Below are 24,988 nucleotides of genomic sequence, written 5' to 3'. Positions count from 1 at the left end.
TGCAAGCCTTTGGGGCTAACAGCTTGATGAGTTTCGTTCGAGGTAATAAGGGCGTGCTGTACCGTGAAATCTTACAGGATGTCTGTGACCACCTTGATGTCAATTATCCAAAGGAAGGTAATACCGAAACCTTGGAATTAAACTTGTTATTGAAAGTATTAGAAAAAAGCTTAAATGAGCTGACCACGGAAGAGTTACAAACCTTTTCTCGTAATATGCAGCTTAACCTTACCAACCCCACGCCACAATTGATTTTGATAGCGGTTCAAGCGGCTATCCGTACCTCGGGCATTGCCGCACTGGAAGTGGCCACACTCTCAGCCATTGGTGTGATTAATGCACTCGGCGGGGTAGCCACACTCGGTACACTCTTTGCAGCACACCGGGCACTTTCCTTGATTGCTGGTCCGATTGGTCTTGCAGTGAGCTCGGCATGGCTTGTCGCTGACCTAGCGGGACCCGCTTATCGGGTTACCGTTCCTGCCTGCATCATTGTGGCGTACTTACGACAAAAGACCTTATCGCAATAAGGTTCACCACACCCACTTTATCCGCTTGCCGGAGCTATTTTAATAAGGACAACATCATGTCGACTTCTGTGTCTCGCCATGACCGGCTTGCGTCTCGGTTGGCGTTTATTATCAGTCAATTATTTCGAGGAGAAACCGTTTATTTATCCGAGTTGTCAGAAGAGCTCAATGTCTCGACTCGTACCCTACGGCGTGACTTTAATGAGCGCCTTCAGTATCTGGACTTGGAATATCACCAAGGTGGCTATCGATTAGCCGCGTCACAGCGTCCCTTTCGTACCGATAAGGACATATTGCGTTTTGCCGCCATTACGCATATCACCTTACTGTTTCCGGCTTTAGACAGGAAGCTGTTAACGGTTCTGCTCGACCCGACAATTGATTCACCGTTCATTGTCTATCATACGCCTCCTGAGCAGCGTCCCTCGCTGTTCGGGGGCTTTTATATCCTGACACAAGCCATTGTAAAACGGCGTTTACTGCAATTTGCCCACCAAGGAAAAAACATCACGAACGTTGCCCCGTATAAGTTGATTTATTACCACGGTCATTGGTATCTCGCTGCCGATATCGCGCAGCACATTCATGTCTTTGATGTAATGGCCTTGCAAGATGTGGTCATGACGGCGCGGAGCTTTCGTTATCGTGAAGACCTCAACCAACGGTTATGTGAAGAGGCGTTTATTCAAGCCTTGCCCCATTACCAATATATTCAATCACTCGTTAAATTATAAGGTATTAAGATGAAAACTATTTTTTATACCGTCTGCATCAGCAGCGCGCTATTGCTGGGATGTGATGATGCAACCTCAACTCCTGCTAAGACTGTTTCCCAAGACATTTTGCGTGTTCAAGGATTGATTTATGATTACGACCGCAGTGTCACACTCGGCGGTGTACTCAACCACCGTAAAGACTGTGTTTCGCCTACATGGGAAACCTTAATGGATGAACAAGAAAGGCCCTTGGTAGTCTATAAGTGTCAGTTAGCTGAAGGGGCATTACAAACCGCGATTAACCACGATTTAAATAATTGGTATCAAACAGCAATAGACGGTATGACTAAACTCATACCGCGTTTTGCCAATGCGGAAACACCGAAAACAGATTCAACCCTTGAGGAGCAGAGGCTTACACAGGTTTTACAGGTCATCACAACACTGTCTCAACAGGACTGGTCACTACTCCGTGGCAATGTTGACCAGCCCTATGCAATGACGACACCGATTGCATTTAATGCCGGTTATACCCCGTCAGAGGAAGCAGAGCACCAGCTTAAAGCGTGGAATGCGTTAACGGAGACATTGAATGACCACGCCCCTGATGTTGGCTTGTATTTATTACCGTGGTTAAACCAAACGGAAAATGTCGAGGCAATGCTCCGGAAAAAGGTCTCTGAGCTTCAGCAACACAATGCCAATGCGTTAACACAATTTAAAAACCAGCAAAATGAAGGCGTTCAAATCACGGAGCAATACATCACAGACCTAAAACGCGCACAACAAAATGCGCAAGACTGGTCAATCACCCAAGTTTTTATTTGGAGCCTCGTTAACCCTGAAAAGCCTGTTCTAACACATGTTCTGTATAACCTAGAGGATAAACAAGGGCGGGAGGATTTTACCGCCATGATGGAAAAAACATTGGGCCGCTCGGCAAGAACGAATGCCGTCGCATGGGCGTACCAAGGTAAACTTGAAACACCTCAAATTATTAACGGAATAGCGAAAGCGTTATTTTACTACCAAACACAATCCTTTCAAAAACCGGATATCGCCCGATATCAATACTGAGTTTTCACACACTATTCGGCGTTCATATTCAGTGAACGCCTGACTAAAGGGTAATCTATGTCCATTTTTAAACTTATCGCCACCTCTGTGAGCGTTATGACACTGGTGTCTATCACCTACTACGCCCAGAAGACGGTCAATGAGCAACTTACGCTTGAAGGCGAGTATTCTGATGCAGAAATTCAAGCGGCTCGACTTGGTGCAACACTAGCCTGTACCACGTTATTAGGCGGTGCCATTGAGCGACTGCTTAACGGGCTATTTAGTGACCACTAAAACTCAACTATTTCAATGTAGATTCAACATAACGGCAGGCCAATCGGTCTGCCTTTTTTATTTCTCAATATCCATAATAAGGTTTTTTTATGACACTCGATTCAATCTCTACAACACCCGTCCCAAACCACCAACGCACACGTTTCTGGCAAAGCCACTTTGGCACAGTAAAAGGCTTCGCCACATTTGAAGTGGTAATTTTCACTATCATGGGCCAGTTCTGTGATGAATATACTGGCGGCTATTGGGAATACTGCACCTTACCCAACGGAGGGGCATTTATTTACCCTGATTTGGACCATGAAACATTAACGCTGTTCAATATGCACAATGGTAATGAAGCGAAACTCAGCCCAGAAGCGGCAGGTGTTGCCGTCTGTTTGATGTTGTATAGTCAGTGGTCATTTAGAACCGAAAGTGAAGTACTAGTCGAGCGTTTTTACCAGCTTCGTGATTACGCAATTCAACATGCTGAAAGTTCAGCTATTTTCCACCTAATCGATTAAATCTCACTTAATTCACTCTTTCAGTTTTACCTATCTTATTTATTTTCAAGGAAACTCATTATGACTAGTTTAGCTTCCCGCTTTGGTGCGGCGAATAGTATTCGTCGTGACCGCCCATTAACGATTGAAGAGTTGTTCCGTACTGTACCCAGTGTGTTCTCTGAAGAGAAACACGAATCCAGAAGTGAGCGTTACACTTATATCCCAACCATTACTTTATTGGATAGCCTTCAAAAAGAAGGCTTCTATCCGTTCTTTGCCTGCCAAACTCGTGTACGTGATACCAGCCGTCGAGAGTACACCAAGCACATGTTGAGGCTGCGGCGACATGACCAAATTACGGGCGTACAAGTGCCTGAAATTATTTTGCTCAATAGCCATGATGGATCAAGTAGCTATCAAATGTTACCGGGATTATTTAGAGCAGTATGTTCGAACGGTTTAGTTTGTGGTGATACCTTTGGTGAAGTGCGAGTACCGCACAAAGGCAATGTTGTGGATAAAGTCATTGAAGGAGCTTATGAGGTGCTAGAAACCTTTGATACGGTGGCCGAAAAACGTGAAAAAATGCAATCTCTCATGTTACCTCCACCAGCACAGCAAGCCTTAGCACATGCGGCTTTAACTTATCGCTTTGGTGAGGAACACCAACCGATTACTGAAGAACAAGTATTACAGCCTCGTCGCTGGGAGGATAAGAAAGATGACCTCTGGACAGTATATCAACGTTTACAGGAGAATTTAATCAAAGGGGGATTATCGGGCAAAAATGCCAAAGGTAAGCGAGCTCGTACTCGTTCGGTGAATGGCATTGATGGGGATATTAAATTGAATAAGGCGCTGTGGGTGATGACTGAAAAGATGCATGAGCATTTTGACTGTAGCTAGTTTACTTAAGTAAAATTTTATTGGTGGGCAGGTTACGGATGTTAGCTAATTAGCTAGCATCCCATCTAACCTTATGATTTTTATAGTCGAAGGAGAATAAAAAACACATTTTTATCTGATGTTAAGTTATCTTCTGGGGTAGGCAGAAATTTAGTGTTTTCAATTAACTCTATGCCTCGAATGCAAAGCTTTTTGTCATTGTTACTATTTTTATCATGAGCAATAGCTGAAATTAATTTGCCGTCATTATCGAGAGTGACCTTAATTTCGCATTCTTTTCCTTTGTATAGGTCAACATCATAGAACCGACTTTGAATAGATTTTTGGACATTCGAAGCATAGATATCCATTGGATGCTTATTAGTTGGGGCTGCGTTTAAGTGCCCAGTAAAAAGAATGCTAAAAAATAAAAAATACTTCTTCATGAAAAACAACCTCGGGTTTGTATCTCTAATTTTTCTGGGATTGAAATTTAGTAACAGCTAACTGAAAGTAATGTACTTTCAGTTAGCTACGTTTCTGTATTGCTTCAAATTGCCAGATAAAAAAAACAAATAAAAATAGCATAAAGATTGATAAAAAATGAAATATAGTATTTTCAGTACTTAGTGTTTTTTCTACTGTTAGATTGATGCCACTATATATCGCAATGAAATAAAAGAATAAAATAGCTGATTTTCTTTTTACATTATAAAGTTTATCTGATCGTAATTGTTTTTTTAGATTTTTCCTTATAAAGAAAAAAACTAAAACACCCAAAAAGACAGTTAGATAATAAGTTATTACCATTCAGGGATCTCCCTGTCTTTATATTTATTTCCATCAGTATCTGTACATTCAACATAGCTTGGTTCATCGCCTCCAAATACAAATACATACTTACAGTCTTCAACGATTTCTTTTACATTTTGTATTTTTTCAGGTTCACGAATGACTAATGTAGTTTGGCCTGTATCCTTATCATAGACCATCATACTTTTGACATCATCCCTAAGCTTTGAAATAGAGATTGCATCACTAATCATTTCAAATACTAGAAATTTACTGCTCATTTGCTTATAAGCATGCTCTAGATCTTTTTGCGCGTATTCTTTAAAGAATAAGTTTTTCTTTGGATTTCCATATTCATTTAGTTTAGGAATTAGCTTTAATTTCCCTTTAACGGAAATACCAAAATCAACAAGGTCATAGGCTAAATTGCCAACAGATTCTTTAAACCCTAGTGCTTTAGCTGCTGACTTATAACCCTCACGTAATGGACCCTGAACATCACTATTGCCTTCATAAAAACCAATGCCGCCTTCATAAATACCATTCGCACCATGAGCGATTAAAGGTGCCCCAAGCATACAACCCATACCTGTGGAACATAAGGCGATACCAGTACCAACCATAGCCATTCCACCAAGTAATGATAGCCCATTTAAGACCCAATCAGCGGATTGCTGGTATAGATCTTTTTCTTCTTGTTTTAATTCGGCAGAACCGTGCTCGTAGCTTTTTTGACCAGACTCAACCTGATGAACAATTTGATAAGCGAAATTTTCAACATCGCTTTTAAATTCACTTTTTACTTCAGGGTAATAGAGATGTTTTTCACAAAGCTCATCTGCACAATCAATTAGGTGTTGCGCATCAATTCTAATTTTGTTGCTATCATTAGCAATAATAGGAGAAGCGTAATTATTACTTGGTTGACTAATTGGTTGCTGAGTAGGGGGCTCGGGAGCTACAGGATTATATGCGCGAGACATCGGTTCATCTTCTTTACTGTAGCAATCAGTGATGGAGTTTATCAGTCTTGCTTTGCATGGACAGGAGCTAAAGCTATCCAATGTTCCTGCCATCATTCTACCATTACCCCATACATTGCTAACGCCACCAAGTATGTTGTATGTCCCAGAATGCTTTCCACAGGTAACTAGATCGCCCTGACGTGCAGCAGATCTTCCATGAAATATAAAGGTATTGTCACCGGTTAAAATTTGACCGCCACATGTTGTTTTATCGCCAACTCGTAAAAAATATCCTATAGCCATGCTTATCCCTAAACGTAATTTAACTTAAGTTAAATATCATTATTGACTAGCGATAGGCGATTGACCAGTTATTTTTAACAATTACCAAGAATTACAATAGATAGGAGTAGAGCATTGACGTTATTAATAATATTCAATGAAAAGATAAAGGTGGTATTATGATGATGGTTTATTTATGGCGGTAATGGATTTAAGTAACTCACTTTTCAAACTTCAAGCCACTGAGTATACATTTAAGTATACAAAAAATTATCTGTAAATTTATACCAAATAAAAACAATGTATTGACTAATAAAAGCGAGTCCGGCCTTCGCACCAAAAATCAGACGCTTAGAGCGTCTTTTTTTATGTCTGAAATCCTAGTTTTGTCATCCTTCTTCGCGTTTTAACGTTGCTAATTCAACTAACATCAAGTACCTACTGTTGGTATATGTGTTGGTATCTCTAAGATTTTAATACATTCGAGAAAGTTGCTCGCGATTGGCATGCAACCAATAAGAAGTGGTCTGAAGGGCATAGCCATCGAGTATTAAAAAGTCTTGAAGACAATATCTTTGCGGCTATCGGTAAACGCAATATTGCCGAACTGAAAACTCGGGATCTACGTGAACCCATTAAAGCTTAAACACCTACCTGAGTTCTTACAACGTATCGATGATTATAAGGGCAGATCTTTAACTAAACTTGCAGTCAAATTTACCTAGTTAGTCTTCATTCGTTCCAGTGAACTGCGTTTCGCTCGTTGGGATGAAATCAACTTTGACAATGCCATGTGGACGATCCCCACAGAACGCGAAGCGATAGAAGGGGTTAAGCACTCACATCGCGGATCAAAAATGCGTACTACCCATTTAGTTCCTTTAAGTAGACAAGCCATTGAGATCTTAAAACATATCTATCAATTTAGCGGTAACCATGAGCTGATCTTTATCGGCGGTCATAATCCTAGAATATCGATATCCTAGAAAATCGATGAGTGAAAACACAGTGAATAACTCATTACGAGTGATGGGCTATGACACTAAGAAGGAAGTGTGTGGTCATGGTTTCAGAACAATGGCATGTAGCTCGTTGATTGAGTCAGGACTGTGGTCGAAGGATGCAGTAGAAAGGCAGATGAGCCACCAAGAACGTAACTCAGTAAGAGCTGCTTATATTCATAAGGCAGAGCATATTAAGGAAAGGCGGCTGATGGTGCAATGGTGGGCGGATTATCTGGATGCGAATAGGGAACGGCATGTAGGGGCGTTTGGGTTTGGGAAAGCTTTATGATTTTCTTCAAAATATAACATATTTCATTATTGTATACATTAGTTGTATTGTTTTATAGAGTAATTAAAGTATAAACAGCGCTTAGCTTGTCTTTAAACCATAAAGACAAGCTATTGCATTTTCTAGTTAAAAAATAAGTGATTTTTTTATTTTATCCAGATAGTTTCTGTAAGAAAAAATTCAATTTAAAAAATCTCGTCCATATGACCCCGCTATCGCTGACTTTCCCGGGATTATTTCATAGTTTATTCCACAGGAGACTCCCATTAACTCAGCAGCCTCTTTTTTATCTTTAACGTTTTGTGAATCGATCATGTGCTCACCTTTAACTTCGATCATCACATAAGAACCATCTTGTTTCTTGATCAAAAAATCAGGATAGTAACTACGGACTCGCTGAGTATCAGAATCAACATAGTGGATAACAAAGTCGCTTTGCCCGTGCGTTAGCATTCCTGTAAACCAGATTTTTTCTACTTTATCATTATGTAGCATATCCCAGAAAAACTGCCTTTCTGGATTAGAATCAAAACAGTAGTTATCTAAGTGAAAACTGCGATTTGCGACTTTAGCAACGTTAGGATCTGCTTTACGAATAATCTTATCTTTCGTGGTGGTCACTGTATAATAGCCTGGATCGATAGGCGGTTCTTTAACCAATTCGACTTCGAACTCTTCTTCAATACTCTCTGAATTGATGTCATACATCGCCTTAAACAGACGAGGAATCACTTGATCATAAAGTACTTCGTTAAACTGATTGACTAAGGCTAATATCCCATCAAAACTTTCTTCTGTTAAAGAGATTATTTTATCGATCCCAATACACGGTTTATTGAGGTAACGTGCAATATCAGCGACCAGAGAAATACGTGAGAATTTTCTCTGAACTTTTAGGTAAGAAAGATCATCTCTTATTGCTTTTTTCGTATTACCAAGGTCATCAGGCATTCTCATGCCTTCACGAATTTCATGAATTAAACGATAATCGTTGAGTTCTATTGTGTCTAAGCCTAACTTATATCCCTGTACATTTTCATCCTTTTCCACCAATTTGTAACTACGTCTGACACGCTTAATTGGAATCTTAACTGGCGGTTGTAGAACACGAATATGAACAGTTTCTTTGTTCGGATCAGGCTCTTTAATATCATCCACGGATACTCGGAAATTAGCTTCTAGTTCTTTATCGAGAAGTTTCAGATTATCTTGGGTAAGATAAACATGACCTGTATATTGTGTTTTGCCAATAGCACGTAAGCAGCGCATGGTTGCCTGAAGTACAAATATTTTTGATTTTGGCTCACGGTACAGAGCTACAGAAAATAGAGAGCGGCAGTTCCAGCCTTCGCGCCCTTTATTAACCAGTAAGATAAACTGTTTCTCTGATTGAGGTGTATCAAGACGGTTAAACTCACGAATATCGTCATCGGTTGTGACTTTAGAGTCACCTACGTTTACCAGAATTCTGTCTGATGGGATTCCTCGTTTGGCGAGAATATTCCCTACAGCAGGGCGAGTTTCTGTCGTAACTTCTTCGATTGTAGTACCAAAGATAGCCATTTTAGGAAGCATGTTTTCCGGTCTAAAAGGCTTAGTAATCTCCTGGCTATTTATATCTAATGATACTTCACTTAAATGGTGCATTTCGTCGAGAAAGCTATTAATTGTAATCTCGAGGAAATCTTCGTGCCTTGTATTGCTATAGCCATTTAAACGAACTTGCTTCAAATAATTGTTGTCGATAGCTTTGCGTAAACCATAAGCGTATACCACTTCAGGAAGAACACTTTTACCAACGTAAGGTGTTCCCGTATAGTTATAACAACCTACAACTCGAGTTCCGGCATGCTTTAAGTTAATAGCCAGCTCATCAATAGTTTTACGCAGCGAATTCGTGGCTTTTTTCACCCCCATATCTTTGGCTAATTGATCCCCAAAAGCATGATGTGCTTCGTCAACAAAGATCCCTAACTGAGGCAGTCTTTTTAACTTTTCAAAACGCTGATTAGTAACCAAGTCACCTTCTGTTTCAGGTGCTACCGCAAGCGAATTTGGATCAATATTCAATATATCGGCAACAGCATCACCAATATCACCCAAACCTTGGTAAATATCTTTGCTTGAGCTATACAATTTATCGACGCTTGATTTACCTTTACTATCGCGTTTTAGAATTATTTTCTGACTATTCGATACAATAATATTAAACTTTGATCCATCAAGCGTATTGAGTGATACACCCGCATCTTCAAGGTAGTGAAACTTAAATTCCACCACGATTGGCTGATCTGCTTTAATCAAATAGGACACTTTAATAATGGAATATAATCCAATTATTGAGGTGTTAAATGAAAAAACGTACAAACAGAATTTATACCACTGAGTTTAAGCAAGAAGCGGTCGCATTAGTCACCGAGCAAGGTTATAGCGTGCCAAAAGCGGCAGCTTCCTTAGGGATCACTGATAAATTACTTTATAACTGGAAAGCAAAATTCGACGCTGAGCAATCAGGTAGCAGCTTGAATTCCGATGAAAGAGCTGAGTTATTAAGGCTTCGAAAGGAAAATAAAGAACTTAGGATGGAGAAAGAGATCCTAAAAAAAGCCAGCGCCCTCCTGCTAAAGGAAACCAAGTAACGTTTAAAACAATTAAGCAATTATCTTCACAGTTTCCCGTGCTGAAGTTCTGCAAGTTAATGAAAATAAGTCGCTCTGCCTACTACGCTTGGCTTAAGCGCCCAGCAAAATTGATCACCGCAGAACAACTTAGCCTGTGCCGCAGAGCCAAAGCTATCTTTGAACAGAGTCGAAATAGCTTAGGTTATAGAACGTTACGTAAACGGTTATGCAAAGAGGGCTTTAGCGTGAGTGCTTATGGCGTTCAAAAACTAATGGCTCAGCTTGGTCTCGTCGTCACTCAGCGCGTTGCTTACAAAGTCACCACAAAACGCAAACACAGTGATGCCGTCGCCGATAATTTGCTCAATCAAAATTTTAATCCCCATGCGGCTAACGAAGTGTGGGCGGGTGATGTGACCTATTTAAAAACAGGCGAAGGCTGGATGTATTTAGCCATCGTGATGGACTTATATTCTCGCCGTATTGTGTGTTGGTACATCGATAAACGAATGACGGCAGATTTAGTCAGTAAAGCCTTGATGAAAGCGTATAACTTACGCCGGCCCGAAAAAGGCTTAGTCTTTCATAGTGATAGAGGAGCACAATATACGAGTAAGCACTATCGTCATTTACTGACAAGTTATGGTATTCGAGCAAGTATGGGCGATGTCGGAGCTTGTTGGGATAATACCGTTGTTGAACGATTTTTTGGTAGCTTAAAACACGATTGGGTACTGAAAATCCCACAGCCGACTCGGAAACAGATGAAAGAAGATGTTACCGCGTATATGCGCTATTACAACCTAGAAAGGCTTCATACTGCCAACGGTGATCTGCCACCCATTGAGTATGAACAAAATTCCTTAAGAAAAGTGTCCTGATTTAGTTTGCGCAGAACACCTATCATTGAATTACGTAAAACAGGCAGTGATGAACAGAGCGAGAGTCAATTTGAGCAAATATTATCCGCCATAATAGATCACAAAGATAGGTTTGGTATGGATAAAAGGTATGCCAAGGTAAGGTGCTAAGGACTCGGTAGCATGGCCTTCTCTTTAGGCGAGACGAGATTCGAACAAACTGAAAAAGTATTTTTGGGAAAAAATCTGCAGTGTAAGTTTGATTATAATCGATTTAACTGTATTGAAGTTATCAACCCCTAAATAAGATTTATGGCTAGTGCGATAAACACTAGCCATTGATTTATCTACAAAATATTCACTCTTTCTTCAGTATCTAGATTGCCATTTTGGCTATGGCGAAACAGTAATATCATGCAAATATGTAATAGTAATTAGCCACTACATAATGCATTTTAATAAATACTCTGATTGCATGGTGCTATGAAACTCAATCAATCATTATTGTGCTTCGTTCTGTGAGACATACGGCGTGTAAACCCCCGTTAAGCTCTTCAGAAAGGCGACAATATCGTCGACATCTTTTTGTGGTAACTCTTTACCCACTTGATAACGCAACATTTGTTTGACTGCTTCATCTAAGGTAGCCACATCACCACGGTGAAAATACGGTGCGGTTAACTCAACATTGCGCAGAGTTGGGACTTTTTGGCGCAGTTTATCGCGTTCTTCAGAGGTGACATTCATACGCCCGATGTCTTGTGCGGTAACTTCACCGAATTCATAGTCTTTCTTCAAACCTAACGGCTCGAAAGAACGACCACCGAGGATCACGCCGCCATGGCAAGTTGCACATTTATTCTCTTTAAATAATTGATAACCATGCTGCTGTTGCGCTGTGAGTGCAGCACTATCGCCGCGTAACCAATTATCGAATGGTGAATCTGGGGTGATTAAGGTTTTTTCGAATTCTGCGATGGCATCAGTAATGCTGTCGCCTGTAAACCCTTCAGGGTAAACCGCATTGAAATCCTGTTTTAATACCGGGTCTTTATCCAGTTTTACAATGATTTCATCCCATGATTTGGATGCCATTTCGATTGGATTTAATGGCGGACCGCCTGCTTGTGCTTGTAAGTCAGGGGCTCGACCATCCCAGAATTGCTCGACGTTAAACACAGAGTTGAATACGGTGGGTGCGTTGATTGGGCCAACGGCACCACCAACACCTATGGAGGTTTTACGGCCATCAACCCCACCAGCATTTAGCGCGTGGCAGTGAGCACAAGAGATGGTACTGTCCCCAGATAAGCGAGCGTCATGGTACAGGCGAAAGCCTAACGCCACTTTCTTATCATCTACTTCCAGTGATTTTGGAATTGGTTGGATTGGTTCATTGCGGTGCTCTACCGCAGTGTCCTCGGAGGCATAATGCTCTGCGCGCTGCTTCGCAATCCAACCGAGTAATTTATCGCGTTCTTCGTCACTCACACTACTTGCCCAGTGCAGTGCGACATAGCGTGTTGGTGGCATGGTGTGATTCTGCATCACCCACTCAATTTTATTTAATTCGCTCTGAGGAACTGGTTCTCCAGCAATTAACGCAGCGCGAGCGGCTTCAAGGTTAAAGGACTTATAACCCAGTTGAATATCGTACTCCATCAGTTGTTTAGCAATTGGAAATGAGGCATAAGCAGGTAAGTCAGTTGACGGCGTGTGACAGTAATCGCATCCTTTTTCGGCAAAGAATTGGAGGACTTGATTATTTTCTGCAATTTTAGATGTCTGAATGTCACTATTTTGTCTTCGTTGATTATCGTGGTACCACACATATCCAGATAACCCAAAATAACCGAGTAAAAGCAAAAATATGGTAGCGACCGTAATGCGAGTAAATTTTTTCATTACACTATCCTTGGAAGATTGCGGTCAAATATAATTAAATATTTTTAGTTAATATAATTCTATGGACGGGCTATTATGGTTAAATAAAGCACAATGGTTTTTGATTTTTATCAATGATAGCCATCGGTTTAATCGATTGCTGAAATAAGATTTGCCTATTAATAAGAGTGAAATTTATTTTTATCGTTTTTTTGTTTTCATAATTATATGATTTTATTTGGTTATTTTTATTTTTTTACTTAAAATTATCATTTGTTAATGATTGGTCAGTAATGATGATTTTGCCGTTAATTAAAATAAATTTAGAAAATTTCTATATAAGTTAAGTCAATATTTATGTTTATTGAAAAATAAATGCATTTTTAAAATAGAAAAAATAAACAAAGCGTAAATTAAAAATAATAATGTAAAAGTAGCGAGTTATTTTTATTTTATTACCGCGAAACTTATTAAAAATAATTCAGTTAGTAATTCCCCTTTGAAATTCATTTCTTCTGAAAATATTTTGTGATGTAGATTCGTGTCGATAATGGCTATTTGCCGCCCTAATTTATCGTCATTAGTGTCGATTTTTCCATGTGATTAAATTAACCATTTGATAAATAACAAAAATAATCATGGCATGAAATATGCTAATACAACTCCATCAATATTAATAATTCGATCGATTTGATTGGAGGGGAAAGCGAATGAATCGCTTTGTAATTGCAGACCCACAACTGTGTATCGGATGTAATACCTGCATGGCAGCGTGCTCAGAAACGCATAAAGCCCAAGGATTACAAATGCATCCGCGACTAAAGGTGGTCAAAGTTGGCGAGCTCACCGCACCGATGCTCTGTCGTCAATGTGACGATGCCCCGTGTGCGCGCGTGTGTCCGGTCAATGCCATCACCCACGAAAATGGCATGATTGTGCTGAACGAAAGCCTGTGTATCGGGTGCAAACTGTGCGGACTGGTTTGCCCATTTGGGGCTATCACGCCATCAGGTAGCAAACCGGTAGATATGCCTGATTTCTTTGAACAATATGTTCCAAAAGAGAGGTTATTAGATGTGCCAGATAGCCTCCCAACCATGAATCCCTTCCTTGCGTGGAACGCCGGAATTCGCAATGTCGCCGTGAAGTGTGACCTGTGTGATTTCAGTGACGAAGGGCCAGCTTGCGTCAAAGTCTGCCCAACCGATGCCCTCCATCTGGTGGAAGAACACCAACTCGAAAACGAAAGTGCCAAACGCCGCAGCGCATCTGTCGATGCCATGCCGCCAGAGTTCGACATTTTTGTTGCTGATCGGGAGAACCCATAATGACACCTCTTCAGTTACTTTTATGGTCGGTGATTTTCTACGCGGTGGGTGGCTTTGTTTCGTTGCTCTTTAAACGCCAAGAAAAGCTCGCTATTTATGTCGCGGGAATTTCAGCCATGATAGGCGGTGTGCTGGGCTTATGCAGCTCTATTCCTGTGTTAATGAGTGGCGAAGTACTCACTTACCTATCGCAAGGCCCATTCCCGTTTGCCAACTTTGCCGTCCGATTAGATAGCCTCGCCGCCTTTATGGTGATGGTGATTTCGCTGCTGGTGACTGTCAGTGCCCTCTATTCCTTAAACTATGTTCAGGAATATTGCGGTCGTGGTGCGTGGAGCATGGGATTCTTCCTGAACCTGTTTATCGCTTCCATGGTCGCCTTGGTCGTGATGGATAACGCCTTCTACTTCATTATTCTGTTTGAAATGATGTCGCTGGCCTCTTGGTTCCTAGTCATTGCCGACCAAGATGACAAATCCATCCGCGCGGGTCTGCTGTACTTCTTTATAGCCCACGCCGGTTCGATTTTAATTATGATCGCCTTCTTCTTAATGTGGCGTGAAAGTGGAAGCTTAGATTTCGACTCCTTCCGCCAGCTTTCACTTTCACCGGCGATGGCCTCGGTAGTCTTTTTACTGGGATTTTTTGGCTTTGGTGCCAAAGCAGGGATGCTCCCATTGCACAGCTGGTTACCGCAAGCTCACCCCGCAGCACCATCTCACGCATCAGCATTAATGTCCGGCGTCATGGTAAAAATCGGTATCTTTGGGATCATCAAAGTAGGTATCGACTTACTCGGTGCCACTCAAGGCTGGTGGGGCATTGTGGTGCTGGCATTCGGTGCAGTCTCCTCGGTTCTCGGGGTTATGTATGCACTGGCTGAGCACGACATTAAACGCTTACTCGCATGGCATACCGTCGAAAATATCGGGATCATTCTGATGGGGGTGGGTGTGGCGATGGTTGGCATGGCAAACAATATGCCTGTGCTGGCAACTATCGGTCTGCTCGGTGCGATTTACCACTTACTTAACCACGCCGTATTTAAAGGCTTACTGTTCCTCGGCGCGGGCGCCGTGATTTACCGTGTGCATACCCGTGATATGGAAAAAATGGGGGGCTTGGCGAAGTTAATGCCACTCACCGCAACCGCGTTTTTAATCGGCTGTATGGCGATTTCAGCGCTGCCACCACTCAACGGCTTTGTGAGTGAGTGGTACACCTACCAATCTCTGTTCTCTATGAGCCACGAAGGCACTTTCATTATGCGCATCAGCGGCCCAATCGCCATTGTGATGTTAGCCATCACCGGGGCATTGGCGGCAATGTGTTTTGTGAAAGTGTATGGTGTCAGTTTTTGCGGTGGTGCTCGCAGTGAGCAAGCCACTCATGCTCGCGAAGTGCCATGGACAATGACAGCCGCGATGTTGATTTTAGCGGCTATCTGCGTGATTTTAGGGGTAGGTGCGACCTATATCGCTCCCGTCTTAGCCAACGTGGCGATGTCCCTGACTCACGCCACCGATATCACTGTGGCACAAGGGGCGATGCTAGTTCCAAACAGCGCGTCTCAAGCGATGATCTCTCCAGCTATGACGCTGCTCCTGTTGCTCGCACTGCCTATCATTCCATTGATTATCTACATGGTATTTAAAGGCAAACAGCTCGAAGCGCGCCGTAAAGGGGATGCTTGGGCGTGTGGTTATGCATGGGAAAAAGAGATGTCCGTGTCAGCGGGTGGTTTTACTCAGCCGCTGCGTTCTATGTTTGCACCGCTGTATCGCCTGCGTACTCAGCTCGACCCTTCAGTGCGTTTAGCGCGAACCTTAGAAGTGACGAAAGAGGGGGCAGGGAAGGTGGAACCGTTCTGGGATGAGAAAATTATCTACCCATTGGTTCGCGTGATTAACCGAATAGCAAAACGCATGCAATGCCTGCAAGGCGGGGACTTCAGGCTCTATTGCCTGTATGTGGTCGTGGCCTTGATCGTGCTGCTTGTTGTGATTGCGGCGTAAGGAGAGAAACCATGTCGATTCAAGAAACACCCACATTGATGACAGGGATCTTCGCCGTCGTTCAAGCCGTAGTTTTACTGCTGCTGACACCTCTGTTCACAGGGATCTCCCGTCAAATTCGCGCCAAAATGCATTCCCGCCAAGGCCCTGGTATTTGGCAGGACTACCGCGATATTATCAAGCTACTGACACGTCAATCTGTCGCGCCGCGTGATTCTGGCATTATCTTTCGCATCATGCCGTATGTGCTGCTGGGCAGCATGTTACTGCTAGCGATGGCGTTGCCAGTGGTCACTAACACATCGCTGTTTAGTGGTGCGGCAGACATCATTATCGTGCTGTATATCTTTGCGTTATTCCGCTTTTTCTTCTCACTTTCCGGTCTCGATACTGGCAGCCCATTTGCGGGTATCGGTGCGAGCCGTGAACTGACACTTGGCGTACTGGTGGAACCGACGTTATTCCTCGGTTTGTTGGTGGTGGCGCTGATTGCGGGCTCCACTAATATTGGCACTATCAGCGCCACCATGAGTGAAGGTTGGGTGTCACCAACCGCCACTTTATTAGCGCTGTTAGCCTGTGGTTTTGCGACATTTATTGAGATGGGCAAAATTCCATTCGACGTGGCGGAAGCGGAGCAAGAGCTGCAAGAAGGCCCATTAACCGAATACTCCGGTTCAGGATTCGCGATGGTGAAATTGGGCATTGGCCTGAAACAAGTGGTCGTTGCGGTTCTGTTCCTGTCGATTTTCTTCCCATTTGGTAATGCCAGTGTCTTTACCGTTGGCAGTGTGCTGTTAGCGATGGGATTACTGCTAGTGAAATTATTGGTGATTTTCGTGCTGGCGTCGCTGGTCGAAAACAGTCTGGCTCGTGGTCGTTTCTTATTAACGCACCATGTGACTTGGTTAGGATTCGGTGTTGCGGCACTCGGATTCGTCTTCTACCTCACCGGTCTATAAGGAGCGACGAAGCATGTTAGAAAATATTGCACTAGCAACCTTGATAATCCCGTTCATCGGGGCGTTGCTGGTCAGTGTGCTACCCACCCGTCTAGCGCCGTGGCTAAGTACCTTAGTGGCGTTGCTGGCGTCTTTGGGAACGGCAGCATTAGGCTGGCTCTATTTAGACGGTGGCAAGGTCGCCACTACGCTGGAGTTAATCCAGACAGGTGATGTGGCGTTATTCGGTTTTACCGTGGATGGCGTGAGCACGCTGATTGCGTTTGCGGTGGTATTCCTCGGCTTCTTGATTTGCCTCTATTCAACGGGGTATCTCACTGAAGGAAACCGTGAACACGCTCATGGGCCAACTCGCCGTTATTACGCTTTCTTGCTGATCTTTATCGGTGCGATGGCGGGGGTTGTGCTCTCTTCCACTATCTTAGGGCAATTGGTGTTCTTCGAAATTACCGGTGGATGTTCTTGGGCGCTCATTGGTTACTACCAAACTGAAAAATCGCAGCGTTCAGCGATGAAAGCCTTGCTCATTACCCATGTGGGCTCACTTGGTTTATACATGGCGGCAGCAACCCTGTTTATTAGCACAGGAACGTTCGCACTGAGCGCCATCGACCGTCTAAGTGAATCGCAAAGCTTGATTGTGTTTGGTGGCATTTTGTTTGCCGCATGGGGTAAATCAGCGCAGTTACCACTGCAAGCCTGGCTTCCCGATGCGATGGAAGCCCCAACTCCAGTTAGTGCTTACTTACACGCCGCCTCAATGGTGAAAGTGGGTGTGTATATCTTTGCCCGTGGCTTGATGTCTTCCACTCATGTGCCAGAAATTATTGGTTGGGTGGGCGTTGTGATGGCGGTCATCACACTGGTGTATGGATTTATGATGTACCTGCCGCAAAAAGACATGAAACGTCTGCTGGCATGGTCAACCATCACGCAGTTAGCGTATATCTTCCTCGCTTTATCCTTATCCGTTTTCGGTTCCAAAGAAGCCTTCGATGGTGGTATCGCGTATATCTTCAACCACGCATTTGCGAAAAGCCTGTTCTTCTTAGTGGCGGGCGCGCTGAGTTACAGCTGCGGTACCCGTATGCTGCCGCGCTTACGTGGTTTGGCAAAACGCTATCCATTACTCGGTGTGGGCTTCTGTGTGGCGGCACTGGCTATTGCGGGTGTTCCACCACTTAATGGTTTCTTCAGTAAATTCCCTATCTTTGCAGCGGGCTTCGCGCTGTCTGAACAGTTCTGGGTGTTAACGCCAATTATGGTGTTGGTATTGATTGAATCTGTCGCGAGCTTTGCATGGTTGCTGTACTGGTTCGGCAAAGTGGTTCCGGGGGAACCTAGCGAAGAAGTGGCAAACGGCAGCGCAGTTCCTTGGGCAATGCAGTGGGTTATCGGCTTACTGATCGTAATGTCCTTCTGTTCTAGTGTTATTGCCGTCATCTGGCTCGGTTAAGGGAGAGAAAGCATGACTGGTTCAATGATAGTGAATAATTTGGCAGGGCTGATGATGATCACGTCGCTGCTGGTGATCGGCGCGAAAAAGCCGGTGGTGTCTTGTTGGTTCTATGCGTTGCAGTCGCTGGTGTTAGTCGCGATTTTCGGCACGTTATCTTACACCCTCAACGCCCCTGAATTGGCAATGTGGGCAGGTACCGCATTCGCTACCAAAGTGGTTTTAGTGCCGCTGATTATGGGCTACGCCTTCCGAAAATTGTCCGACCCAACCGCTAACGGCGGGGTGATTAGCCCAGCTTGGTTGATGTTAGCGGCAGCGGTGATTGTGGTGCTGTGCTGGTTTGTGGTCGAGCCAATTAAACTGCCTTTGGCGGCGGATTTAAAACCCGCTTTAGCGGTTTCTCTTGGGCACTTTATGTTGGGGCTGCTGTGCATTGTTACGCAGCGCAATATTCTCAAGCAAGCCTTTGGTTACTGCCTAATGGAAAACGGCTCCCATCTGACCCTCGCGTTACTGGCGTATAAAGCCCCTGAGTTAGTGGAGATTGGTATCGCCACAGACGCCATTTTTGCGGTGATCATTATGGCGGTATTGGCTCGTAAAATTTATCGCACGCTCAACACACTGAACGTGGATCAACTGACCGCGCTGAAGGGGTGATGAGATGAGTCAAACAATGTTATTAACCTTATTGATGGCAATCCCGCTGGTGATTTCACTGCTGGCGTTTGCCTGCCGCTTATTGGGTAACGGAGCAAAAATCCCTGTCACGGTGATCCATGCTATTGGGATCACGGCATTGCTGGTGTTATCGCTCTGGATGGTTGGCACGATAGATAAAGTCGGTGATTTGCTGATGGCAGGTCACTGGATCCACCTTGATAGCCTCGCCGGGTTATTCCTCGCTATCTTAGGGATCGTCGGCTTCCTGACTGGCTTGTACTCCATCGGTTATATGAACCATGAAGTGCATGAAGGGGAAATTAGTGTTGGAACCTTATGTAACTATTACGGTTTTTTCCACTTATTTCTGTTCACTATGTTGCTGGTGATCACCAGTAATAACCTAATTTTAATGTGGGCAGCGGTCGAAGCGACCACATTGAGCTCAGCGTTTTTAGTGGGCATTTACGGTCAGCGTTCTTCACTGGAAGCGGCATGGAAATACATCATTATCTGTAGCGTAGGTGTGGCGTTTGGTCTGTTTGGTACTATTTTAGTGTATGCCAATGCGGTGAACGTCATGCCGGATCCTGAAATGGCTATCTTCTGGACGGAAGTCTTGAAATATACCGACCTCCTAGACCCAACCTTGATGCATCTTGCCTTTGTCTTTGTGTTAATCGGTTTTGGTACCAAAACCGGTCTGTTCCCAATGCACGCCTGGTTACCGGATGCGCACAGTGAGGCGCCAAGCCCAACGTCAGCGTTGCTGTCTGCGGTGCTGCTGAACTGCGCACTGCTGATTATCATCCGTTACTACATCATCGTCACGTCATCCATTGGTGGTGAATTTACTCAAACCTTACTGCTGGTGTTCGGGTTAATGTCCGTGGCGGTGGCGGCGTTCTTTATCTTGGTTCAAAAAGATATGAAGCGTTTGCTGGCCTACTCCAGTGTGGAAAACATGGGGCTGATCGCGGTGGCATTAGGTATCGGCGGGCCTCTAGGTGTGCTGGCTGCGCTGCTGCATACCTTAAACCACAGTTTGGGTAAAACCTTGCTGTTCTGCGGTTCCGGTAACGTGTTACTGAAATATGGCACGCGTGATATTACGGTAGTTAAAGGGTTGCTGCGTACCATGCCATTTACCGCGGTGGTGTTTGCGGGGGGCGCATTAGCACTGGGTGGTATGCCGCCATTCAACGTCTTTTTAAGTGAATTTATGATTGTGGTGGCGGGGCTGGTCGCTAACCATTTCTGGTTAACCTTGCTGGTGCTGATCTTGATTACGGTAGTGCTGGGCGGGTTGATCCGCATGATCTCCAAAACCTTATTTGGCGAGCAACCAGAGTGCGTAGCGCGTGGCGAGCTGGGCATTTTAACCACATTACCAATGGCGATTTTGATTGTACTGATGCTGGTGATGGGAACGTATATTCCTCAACCTGTCAGTCGCTTACTGGAAAATGCCGCGACAATCGTGCTCAAAGATAGTGCGACAGCCGACCACCAAATTACCACCTTAAATTACCAATGGCCGTGGGGTGCAAGCACCTCCGAACCTTCATCGCAGGAGAAATAACGTGAGCTATCAGAATTATACAGATACCCTTCAGGGCGTTCGCAAAGGCGCGGGCTATCTGGCAAAAGTGCGCGAGAAATTTCCTCATGCCATGCTGGAAGAGGAGTGGCAAACCGCCAACCAAGTCACCATTACCGTCAAAACTGAGGTGCTGCCAGAAGTGGTGGAATTCCTCTATTACGGCTGCGGCGGTTGGTTGCCGGTGTTATGGGGGAACGATGAGCGTCCTCTCAATGGGCAGTTTGCAGTTTATTATGCGCTGTCGATGGAAGAGGGGGAAAAGTGTTGGGTGACGGTGAAAGCCTATGTTAGCCCAATCACTCAAGAGTTCCCATCTGTAACGCCACGGGTGCCTGCGGCTGTATGGGGTGAGCGTGAAATCCGTGATATGTACGGTTTACGCCCAGTGGGCTTGCCGGATGAGCGTCGTTTAGTATTGCCGGATGACTGGCCGGAAGACCTGTATCCACTGCGCAAAGACACCATGGATTACCGCCAGCGCCCAGCGCCAACTACCGACACTGAAACCTACGAGTTTATCAACGACAGCAAAACCCAAAGCCGCATCGTGCCAATTGGTCCGCTGCATATCACCTCCGATGAACCGGGACACTTCCGTCTATTTGTGGATGGCGAGCGCATTGTGGATGCGGATTACCGTATGTTCTATGTGCATCGCGGAATGGAAAAACTGGCTGAAACCCGCATGGGTTACAACGAAGTCACTTTCTTATCTGACCGCGTATGCGGTATTTGCGGCTTTACCCATAGCGTGGCGTACACCACCTCCGTGGAAAATGCGCTCGGTATTTATGTGCCTCAGCGCGCTCATACAATTCGTAGTGTGTTACTGGAAGTGGAACGTTTACACAGCCACTTGCTGAATATCGGTTTAGCGAGCCACTTCACCGGTTTTGATACCGGTTTCATGCAATTTTTCCGTGTGCGTGAAAAATCCATGACCATGGCGGAATTACTGACAGGCGCCCGTAAAACCTACGGTACCAACTTAATTGGCGGGGTTCGCCGTGACTTCTTAAAAGAGCAGCGTGTCAAAACTATTCAGCTGGTTAAAGAGATGCGCCAAGATGTGACTCAGCTGGTGGATATGTTGCTGAGCACACCAAATATGGAGCAACGCACCGTCGGTGTCGGTCGCCTCGATCCACAAGTTGCCCGTGATTACAGCCCTGTGGGACCGATGATCCGCGCCAGCGGCTTCAAGCGCGATGTGCGTTTCGACCACCCATTTGCGGATTATGGCAATTTACCAAAAACATTATTCACCTTAGATGGTTGCGATGTTTATTCCCGCGTGATGGTGCGTATCAAAGAGACGTTGGATTCCCTGTCGATGATTGAATATGCCCTCGACAATATGCCAGAAGGCCCAATTCTGACCGAAGGCTTTACCTATCAGCCTCATAAATTTGCACTGGGCTATACCGAAGCGCCGCGAGGTGAAGATGTTCACTGGAGCATGCTCGGCGATAACCAAAAACTGTATCGTTGGCGCTGTCGTGCTGCCACTTACGCGAATTGGCCAGTGCTGCGTTATATGCTGCAAGGCAACACCGTTTCTGATGCGCCATTGATTATCGGTAGCCTAGACCCTTGCTACTCCTGTACTGACCGCGTGACGCTGGTGGATGTGAAAAAACGCAAAGCAAAAACCGTCGCATACAAAGAGCTCGAACAGCACAGTATCGAGCGCAAACATTCGATTATGAAATAACGGAGGGACATCATGTTTAAACTTTTTAAAACCCTTCGTAATGCGGGTACTGCAACGGTGAAATACCCGTTCAAACCGCTGGAAGTGGCTCACGGATTTAGAGGTAAACCCGAGTACGATCCACAGCAATGCATCGCGTGTGGTGCCTGTATTTCCGCTTGCCCTGCCAATGCGTTAACCATGGAAACTGACTTAGAAAGTGGTGAACGCCGCTGGCAGCTGTTTTTAGGTCGCTGTATTTATTGCGCGCGCTGTGAAGAAGTTTGCCCGACTCGCGCCATCCACTTAACGGAAGAATTTGAAACGGCGGTAATGAACAAAGCGGATTTATATATGAAAGGGACATTCCGCCTGCAACATTGTCGCCAGTGTGGCGAAGCATTTGCCCCGAAAAAATCCGTGGAGTATGCCATGGCGTTGATGGTGGCATCGGGGATAGAGGAAGGCGGCATTGAAGCTCTGCGCCCAATGTATGAAACCTGCCCATCCTGTAAGCAAAAAAATAACTTATTGAATAATGATCGTCAGAACTTCCGTTTGCATATTCAGGGAGATAAATCATGAGTTTGCCAAATATCCCCGTCAACCATCACGTTAGCCAGCCGATTGTGCTCGATGAGCAGGTCGCAAAACTGAAAAGCACGCTACTGAAAGATATTAAGCGTTCAGCCTATGTGTATCGCGTGGACTGTGGTGGCTGCAACGGATGTGAAATCGAGATTTTCTCGGCAATTACCCCTGTTTTTGATGCGGAGCGTTTTGGGATCAAAGTGGTGGCGTCTCCGCGTCATGCGGATATTTTACTGTTTACTGGTGCTGTCACCCGTGCAATGCGCATGCCTGCATTACGCGCGTATGAGTCTGCACCAGATCCAAAAATCTGTATCTCTTATGGGGCTTGTGGGTGTGGCGGCGGGATCTTTCACGATCTGTATTGTGTCTGGGGGGGAAGCGAACACATTGTGCCGATCGATGTGTGGATCCCAGGTTGCCCACCAACCCCTGCTGCCACGATTTATGGTTTTGCGGTGGCATTAGGGTTATTGAAACAAAAATTGGTCGGGCAAGATCACCGTGAAGCCGACGGGGAAAAAGTGGAGCTTTTACTGCCATCAATCCCTCTGGCGACCCGCGTGATGATCGAGCGTGAAGCGCGCCGCCAAGCGGGATATTACCAAGGTCGAGAAATCAGTGACCGCTTCTTGACCCTGCTCGATGGGGCAACGCCAAACCAAGTAAAAGCCACGATGCAAACATGGATGGACGAGGAGCAAGACCCACGGTTGCGTGAGATTGTGAACCGCCTAGTGACCGTGCTGCAACAAGGGGGCATTGATGAGTGAGTCAGCAACTGAAACGGGCAAAGTGATTTTCTGGTCACTGCGCCAGAAGTTTGTCGACAGTGACGATGACGTGCCAGAAGACGCGCAGCAAGTGATGTATTACTCACTGGCCATTGGTCACCATGTTGGGATGATTGACTGCTTAAAAACGGAATTGGAATGTCCATTGGATGGTTACCAAGCATGGGTGAATGCGCTTCCTGAAGGGGAGGCGCGTCGCAAATTACAGGGTTTGATCACCTTTGGCGAGATTAATATCGATTCCACCCACACCAATATGCTGGCGTTAGCATTAGATGGTTTCGCTAAAGACAGTGATTCTCCCTATCAGGCATGGAGCGCCACACTGATTCGATTACTCGGTGAAATTGAGCGTGAGCCGGCAATTTATTTGATTGTGAAAAGGCAGCCGATGAGCGATGTTGCGAGACAAACTCAACCGTCTTTTTCGATGGAAATCGAATCTTCAGCAGAAAGCGCATCAGCAAAAAATCTCTTATCTTCAGACAACCCATCACCCGTGCAAAATCTCATGCTGGCGGTGGGCAATAGCATGATGGGGGATGATGGCGCAGGTCCGATGCTATTTGACCTCATGCAAGAAACGCCGATTGATGGTTGGGTCGCTATTAATGGGGGAAGCAGCCCTGAAAGTGTTTCTCACCAAGTGAGAGCCTTAAAACCTGAGCGTTTATTAATTGTGGATGCCGCAGATATTGGTTTAGCGCCGGGGGAAATTCGGGTTATCGACCCTGATGATATCGCCGAAATGTTTATTATGAGCACCCATAATCTGCCGCTGAATTTTCTTATCGATCAGTTAAAAGAGGATGTCGGGGAAATTATTTTCTTAGGTATTCAGCCCGATTTAGTCGGTTTTTATATGCCGATGAATGACAAAGTGGTTGCCGCCGTCGAGCAAGTTTATCAAGCCTTACCAGCATGGAAAGGGTTAGGGGGATTCCGGTTATTTGAGGGTGAGTAACGGCAAACTGGAAGCCTTTATATCAAGGATAAAATTTTAAAGGAATAAATAGACCGCGCTACAGGGATGCAGTGCGGTTTTACTGAAAAATGACGGTATCGCACCCTGCAAGTTCGGCTATTTCTCCAAAATTGTCTAAACCCAGTGTTTAATATGGCATCGGTATGATTATTAAACTCGTCACTCGTTTTGTGCGTGGAGTTAGGTTCAATGACCAACTAAAGCGGGTATTATCACTATTATAAAG

The 24,988-nt window shown here is 44.7% G+C and carries 21 protein-coding genes and 2 pseudogenes; 19 read left to right on the top strand and 4 right to left on the bottom strand.

Annotated features, from left to right (window positions below):
* The 6 genes from GKR48_RS02035 to GKR48_RS02010 all read left to right on the top strand — a co-directional run.
* The coding region (locus GKR48_RS02035) for a ubiquinol-cytochrome C chaperone family protein (protein ID WP_154626591.1) at positions 1–530 on the top strand (530 nt) is incomplete at its 5' end.
* A 56-nt stretch (positions 531–586) separates the two neighbouring features.
* The gene (locus tag GKR48_RS02030) at positions 587–1,264 is read left to right on the top strand and encodes a helix-turn-helix transcriptional regulator (protein WP_154626589.1); all 678 of its coding nucleotides are present in this window, start codon (positions 587–589) and stop codon (positions 1,262–1,264) included.
* 9 nt (positions 1,265–1,273) lie between these two features.
* Positions 1,274–2,323: a hypothetical protein gene (locus GKR48_RS02025; RefSeq protein WP_154626587.1), complete on the top strand. Its 1,050-nt coding sequence runs from the start codon at positions 1,274–1,276 to the stop codon at positions 2,321–2,323.
* A gap of 57 nt (positions 2,324–2,380) precedes the next feature.
* The gene (locus tag GKR48_RS02020; protein ID WP_154626585.1) at positions 2,381–2,599 is read left to right on the top strand and encodes a hypothetical protein; all 219 of its coding nucleotides are present in this window, start codon (positions 2,381–2,383) and stop codon (positions 2,597–2,599) included.
* A gap of 89 nt (positions 2,600–2,688) precedes the next feature.
* Positions 2,689–3,105: an antirestriction protein gene (locus tag GKR48_RS02015; RefSeq protein WP_154626583.1), complete on the top strand. Its 417-nt coding sequence runs from the start codon at positions 2,689–2,691 to the stop codon at positions 3,103–3,105.
* Between the two features lie 60 nt (positions 3,106–3,165).
* Positions 3,166–3,993, top strand: coding sequence for a DUF932 domain-containing protein (locus GKR48_RS02010; RefSeq protein ID WP_154626581.1), 828 nt, complete (start codon positions 3,166–3,168; stop codon positions 3,991–3,993).
* A gap of 80 nt (positions 3,994–4,073) precedes the next feature.
* Here GKR48_RS02010 and GKR48_RS02005 read toward each other — a convergent pair whose 3' ends face one another.
* Positions 4,074–4,418 carry a cell envelope integrity TolA C-terminal domain-containing protein gene (locus tag GKR48_RS02005; protein WP_154626579.1) on the bottom strand — a complete coding sequence of 115 codons (345 nt, stop codon included), beginning with the start codon at positions 4,416–4,418 and terminating at the stop codon, positions 4,074–4,076.
* A 357-nt stretch (positions 4,419–4,775) separates the two neighbouring features.
* Positions 4,776–6,032, bottom strand: coding sequence for a DUF4225 domain-containing protein (locus GKR48_RS02000; RefSeq protein WP_154626577.1), 1,257 nt, complete (start codon positions 6,030–6,032; stop codon positions 4,776–4,778).
* Between the two features lie 448 nt (positions 6,033–6,480).
* Between GKR48_RS02000 and GKR48_RS01995 the strand changes: the two are divergent.
* Positions 6,481–7,304: pseudogene (locus GKR48_RS01995) on the top strand (tyrosine-type recombinase/integrase); the annotation flags it as partial.
* Positions 7,305–7,484: 180 nt separating this feature from the next.
* Here GKR48_RS01995 and GKR48_RS01990 read toward each other — a convergent pair.
* Positions 7,485–9,608 carry a TnsA endonuclease N-terminal domain-containing protein gene (locus GKR48_RS01990; protein WP_230088565.1) on the bottom strand — a complete coding sequence of 708 codons (2,124 nt, stop codon included), beginning with the start codon at positions 9,606–9,608 and terminating at the stop codon, positions 7,485–7,487.
* A 47-nt stretch (positions 9,609–9,655) separates the two neighbouring features.
* On the opposite strand from GKR48_RS01990, the gene GKR48_RS01985 reads away from it, so the two are divergent.
* A protein-coding gene (locus GKR48_RS01985) for an IS3 family transposase (protein WP_154626575.1) occupies positions 9,656–10,806 on the top strand; the annotation gives its coding sequence in 2 pieces (ribosomal slippage) (positions 9,656–9,932 and positions 9,932–10,806; 1,152 coding nt in all).
* Positions 10,807–11,286: 480 nt separating this feature from the next.
* On the opposite strand, the gene GKR48_RS01980 is transcribed toward GKR48_RS01985, so the two are convergent.
* The gene (locus tag GKR48_RS01980) at positions 11,287–12,690 is read right to left on the bottom strand and encodes a cytochrome c peroxidase (protein WP_154626573.1); all 1,404 of its coding nucleotides are present in this window, start codon (positions 12,688–12,690) and stop codon (positions 11,287–11,289) included.
* A gap of 689 nt (positions 12,691–13,379) precedes the next feature.
* Here GKR48_RS01980 and GKR48_RS01975 point away from each other — a divergent pair.
* The 11 genes and pseudogenes from GKR48_RS01975 to hycI all read left to right on the top strand — a co-directional run bounded on the left by GKR48_RS01975 (position 13,380) and on the right by hycI (position 24,741).
* Complete coding sequence (locus GKR48_RS01975; RefSeq protein ID WP_154626571.1) at positions 13,380–13,997, top strand: 4Fe-4S dicluster domain-containing protein; 618 nt, start codon at positions 13,380–13,382, stop codon at positions 13,995–13,997.
* On the top strand, positions 13,997–16,012 hold the full coding sequence (hyfB, locus tag GKR48_RS01970) for a hydrogenase 4 subunit B (RefSeq protein WP_154626569.1): 2,016 nt from the start codon (positions 13,997–13,999) through the stop codon (positions 16,010–16,012). The genes GKR48_RS01975 and hyfB overlap by 1 nt, the downstream gene beginning before the upstream one ends.
* An 11-nt stretch (positions 16,013–16,023) precedes the next feature.
* On the top strand, positions 16,024–16,974 hold the full coding sequence (locus tag GKR48_RS01965; RefSeq protein WP_154626567.1) for a respiratory chain complex I subunit 1 family protein: 951 nt from the start codon (positions 16,024–16,026) through the stop codon (positions 16,972–16,974).
* 13 nt (positions 16,975–16,987) lie between these two features.
* Positions 16,988–18,430: a hydrogenase 4 subunit D gene (locus GKR48_RS01960; protein WP_036949173.1), complete on the top strand. Its 1,443-nt coding sequence runs from the start codon at positions 16,988–16,990 to the stop codon at positions 18,428–18,430.
* A gap of 12 nt (positions 18,431–18,442) precedes the next feature.
* The gene (hyfE, locus tag GKR48_RS01955; RefSeq protein WP_006658444.1) at positions 18,443–19,093 is read left to right on the top strand and encodes a hydrogenase 4 membrane subunit; all 651 of its coding nucleotides are present in this window, start codon (positions 18,443–18,445) and stop codon (positions 19,091–19,093) included.
* Between the two features lie 4 nt (positions 19,094–19,097).
* Positions 19,098–20,678: a hydrogenase 4 subunit F gene (locus tag GKR48_RS01950; protein WP_154626565.1), complete on the top strand. Its 1,581-nt coding sequence runs from the start codon at positions 19,098–19,100 to the stop codon at positions 20,676–20,678.
* A 1-nt stretch (position 20,679) separates the two neighbouring features.
* The gene (locus GKR48_RS01945; protein ID WP_336431105.1) at positions 20,680–22,413 is read left to right on the top strand and encodes a hydrogenase large subunit; all 1,734 of its coding nucleotides are present in this window, start codon (positions 20,680–20,682) and stop codon (positions 22,411–22,413) included.
* A gap of 12 nt (positions 22,414–22,425) precedes the next feature.
* The gene (hyfH, locus tag GKR48_RS01940) at positions 22,426–22,977 is read left to right on the top strand and encodes a hydrogenase 4 subunit H (RefSeq protein ID WP_036949180.1); all 552 of its coding nucleotides are present in this window, start codon (positions 22,426–22,428) and stop codon (positions 22,975–22,977) included.
* Complete coding sequence (locus GKR48_RS01935) at positions 22,974–23,756, top strand: NADH-quinone oxidoreductase subunit B family protein (protein WP_154626563.1); 783 nt, start codon at positions 22,974–22,976, stop codon at positions 23,754–23,756. The genes hyfH and GKR48_RS01935 overlap by 4 nt, the downstream gene beginning before the upstream one ends.
* A pseudogene (locus tag GKR48_RS17830) lies at positions 23,749–24,153 on the top strand (formate hydrogenlyase maturation HycH family protein); the annotation flags it as partial. The gene GKR48_RS01935 and the pseudogene GKR48_RS17830, both read left to right, overlap by 8 nt.
* 135 nt (positions 24,154–24,288) lie before the next feature.
* Positions 24,289–24,741: a hydrogenase maturation peptidase HycI gene (gene hycI / locus GKR48_RS17825; protein ID WP_230088566.1), complete on the top strand. Its 453-nt coding sequence runs from the start codon at positions 24,289–24,291 to the stop codon at positions 24,739–24,741.
* The last annotated feature ends 247 nt before the right edge of the window (positions 24,742–24,988 follow it).

It is taken from the genome of Providencia sp. wls1943, from assembly GCF_009706275.1.
GTDB classification, from domain to species: Bacteria; Pseudomonadota; Gammaproteobacteria; order Enterobacterales; family Enterobacteriaceae; genus Providencia; species Providencia zhijiangensis.
The sequence above is the reverse complement of the archived record's forward strand: the minus strand, read 5'-3'. Positions and strand labels throughout refer to the sequence as shown.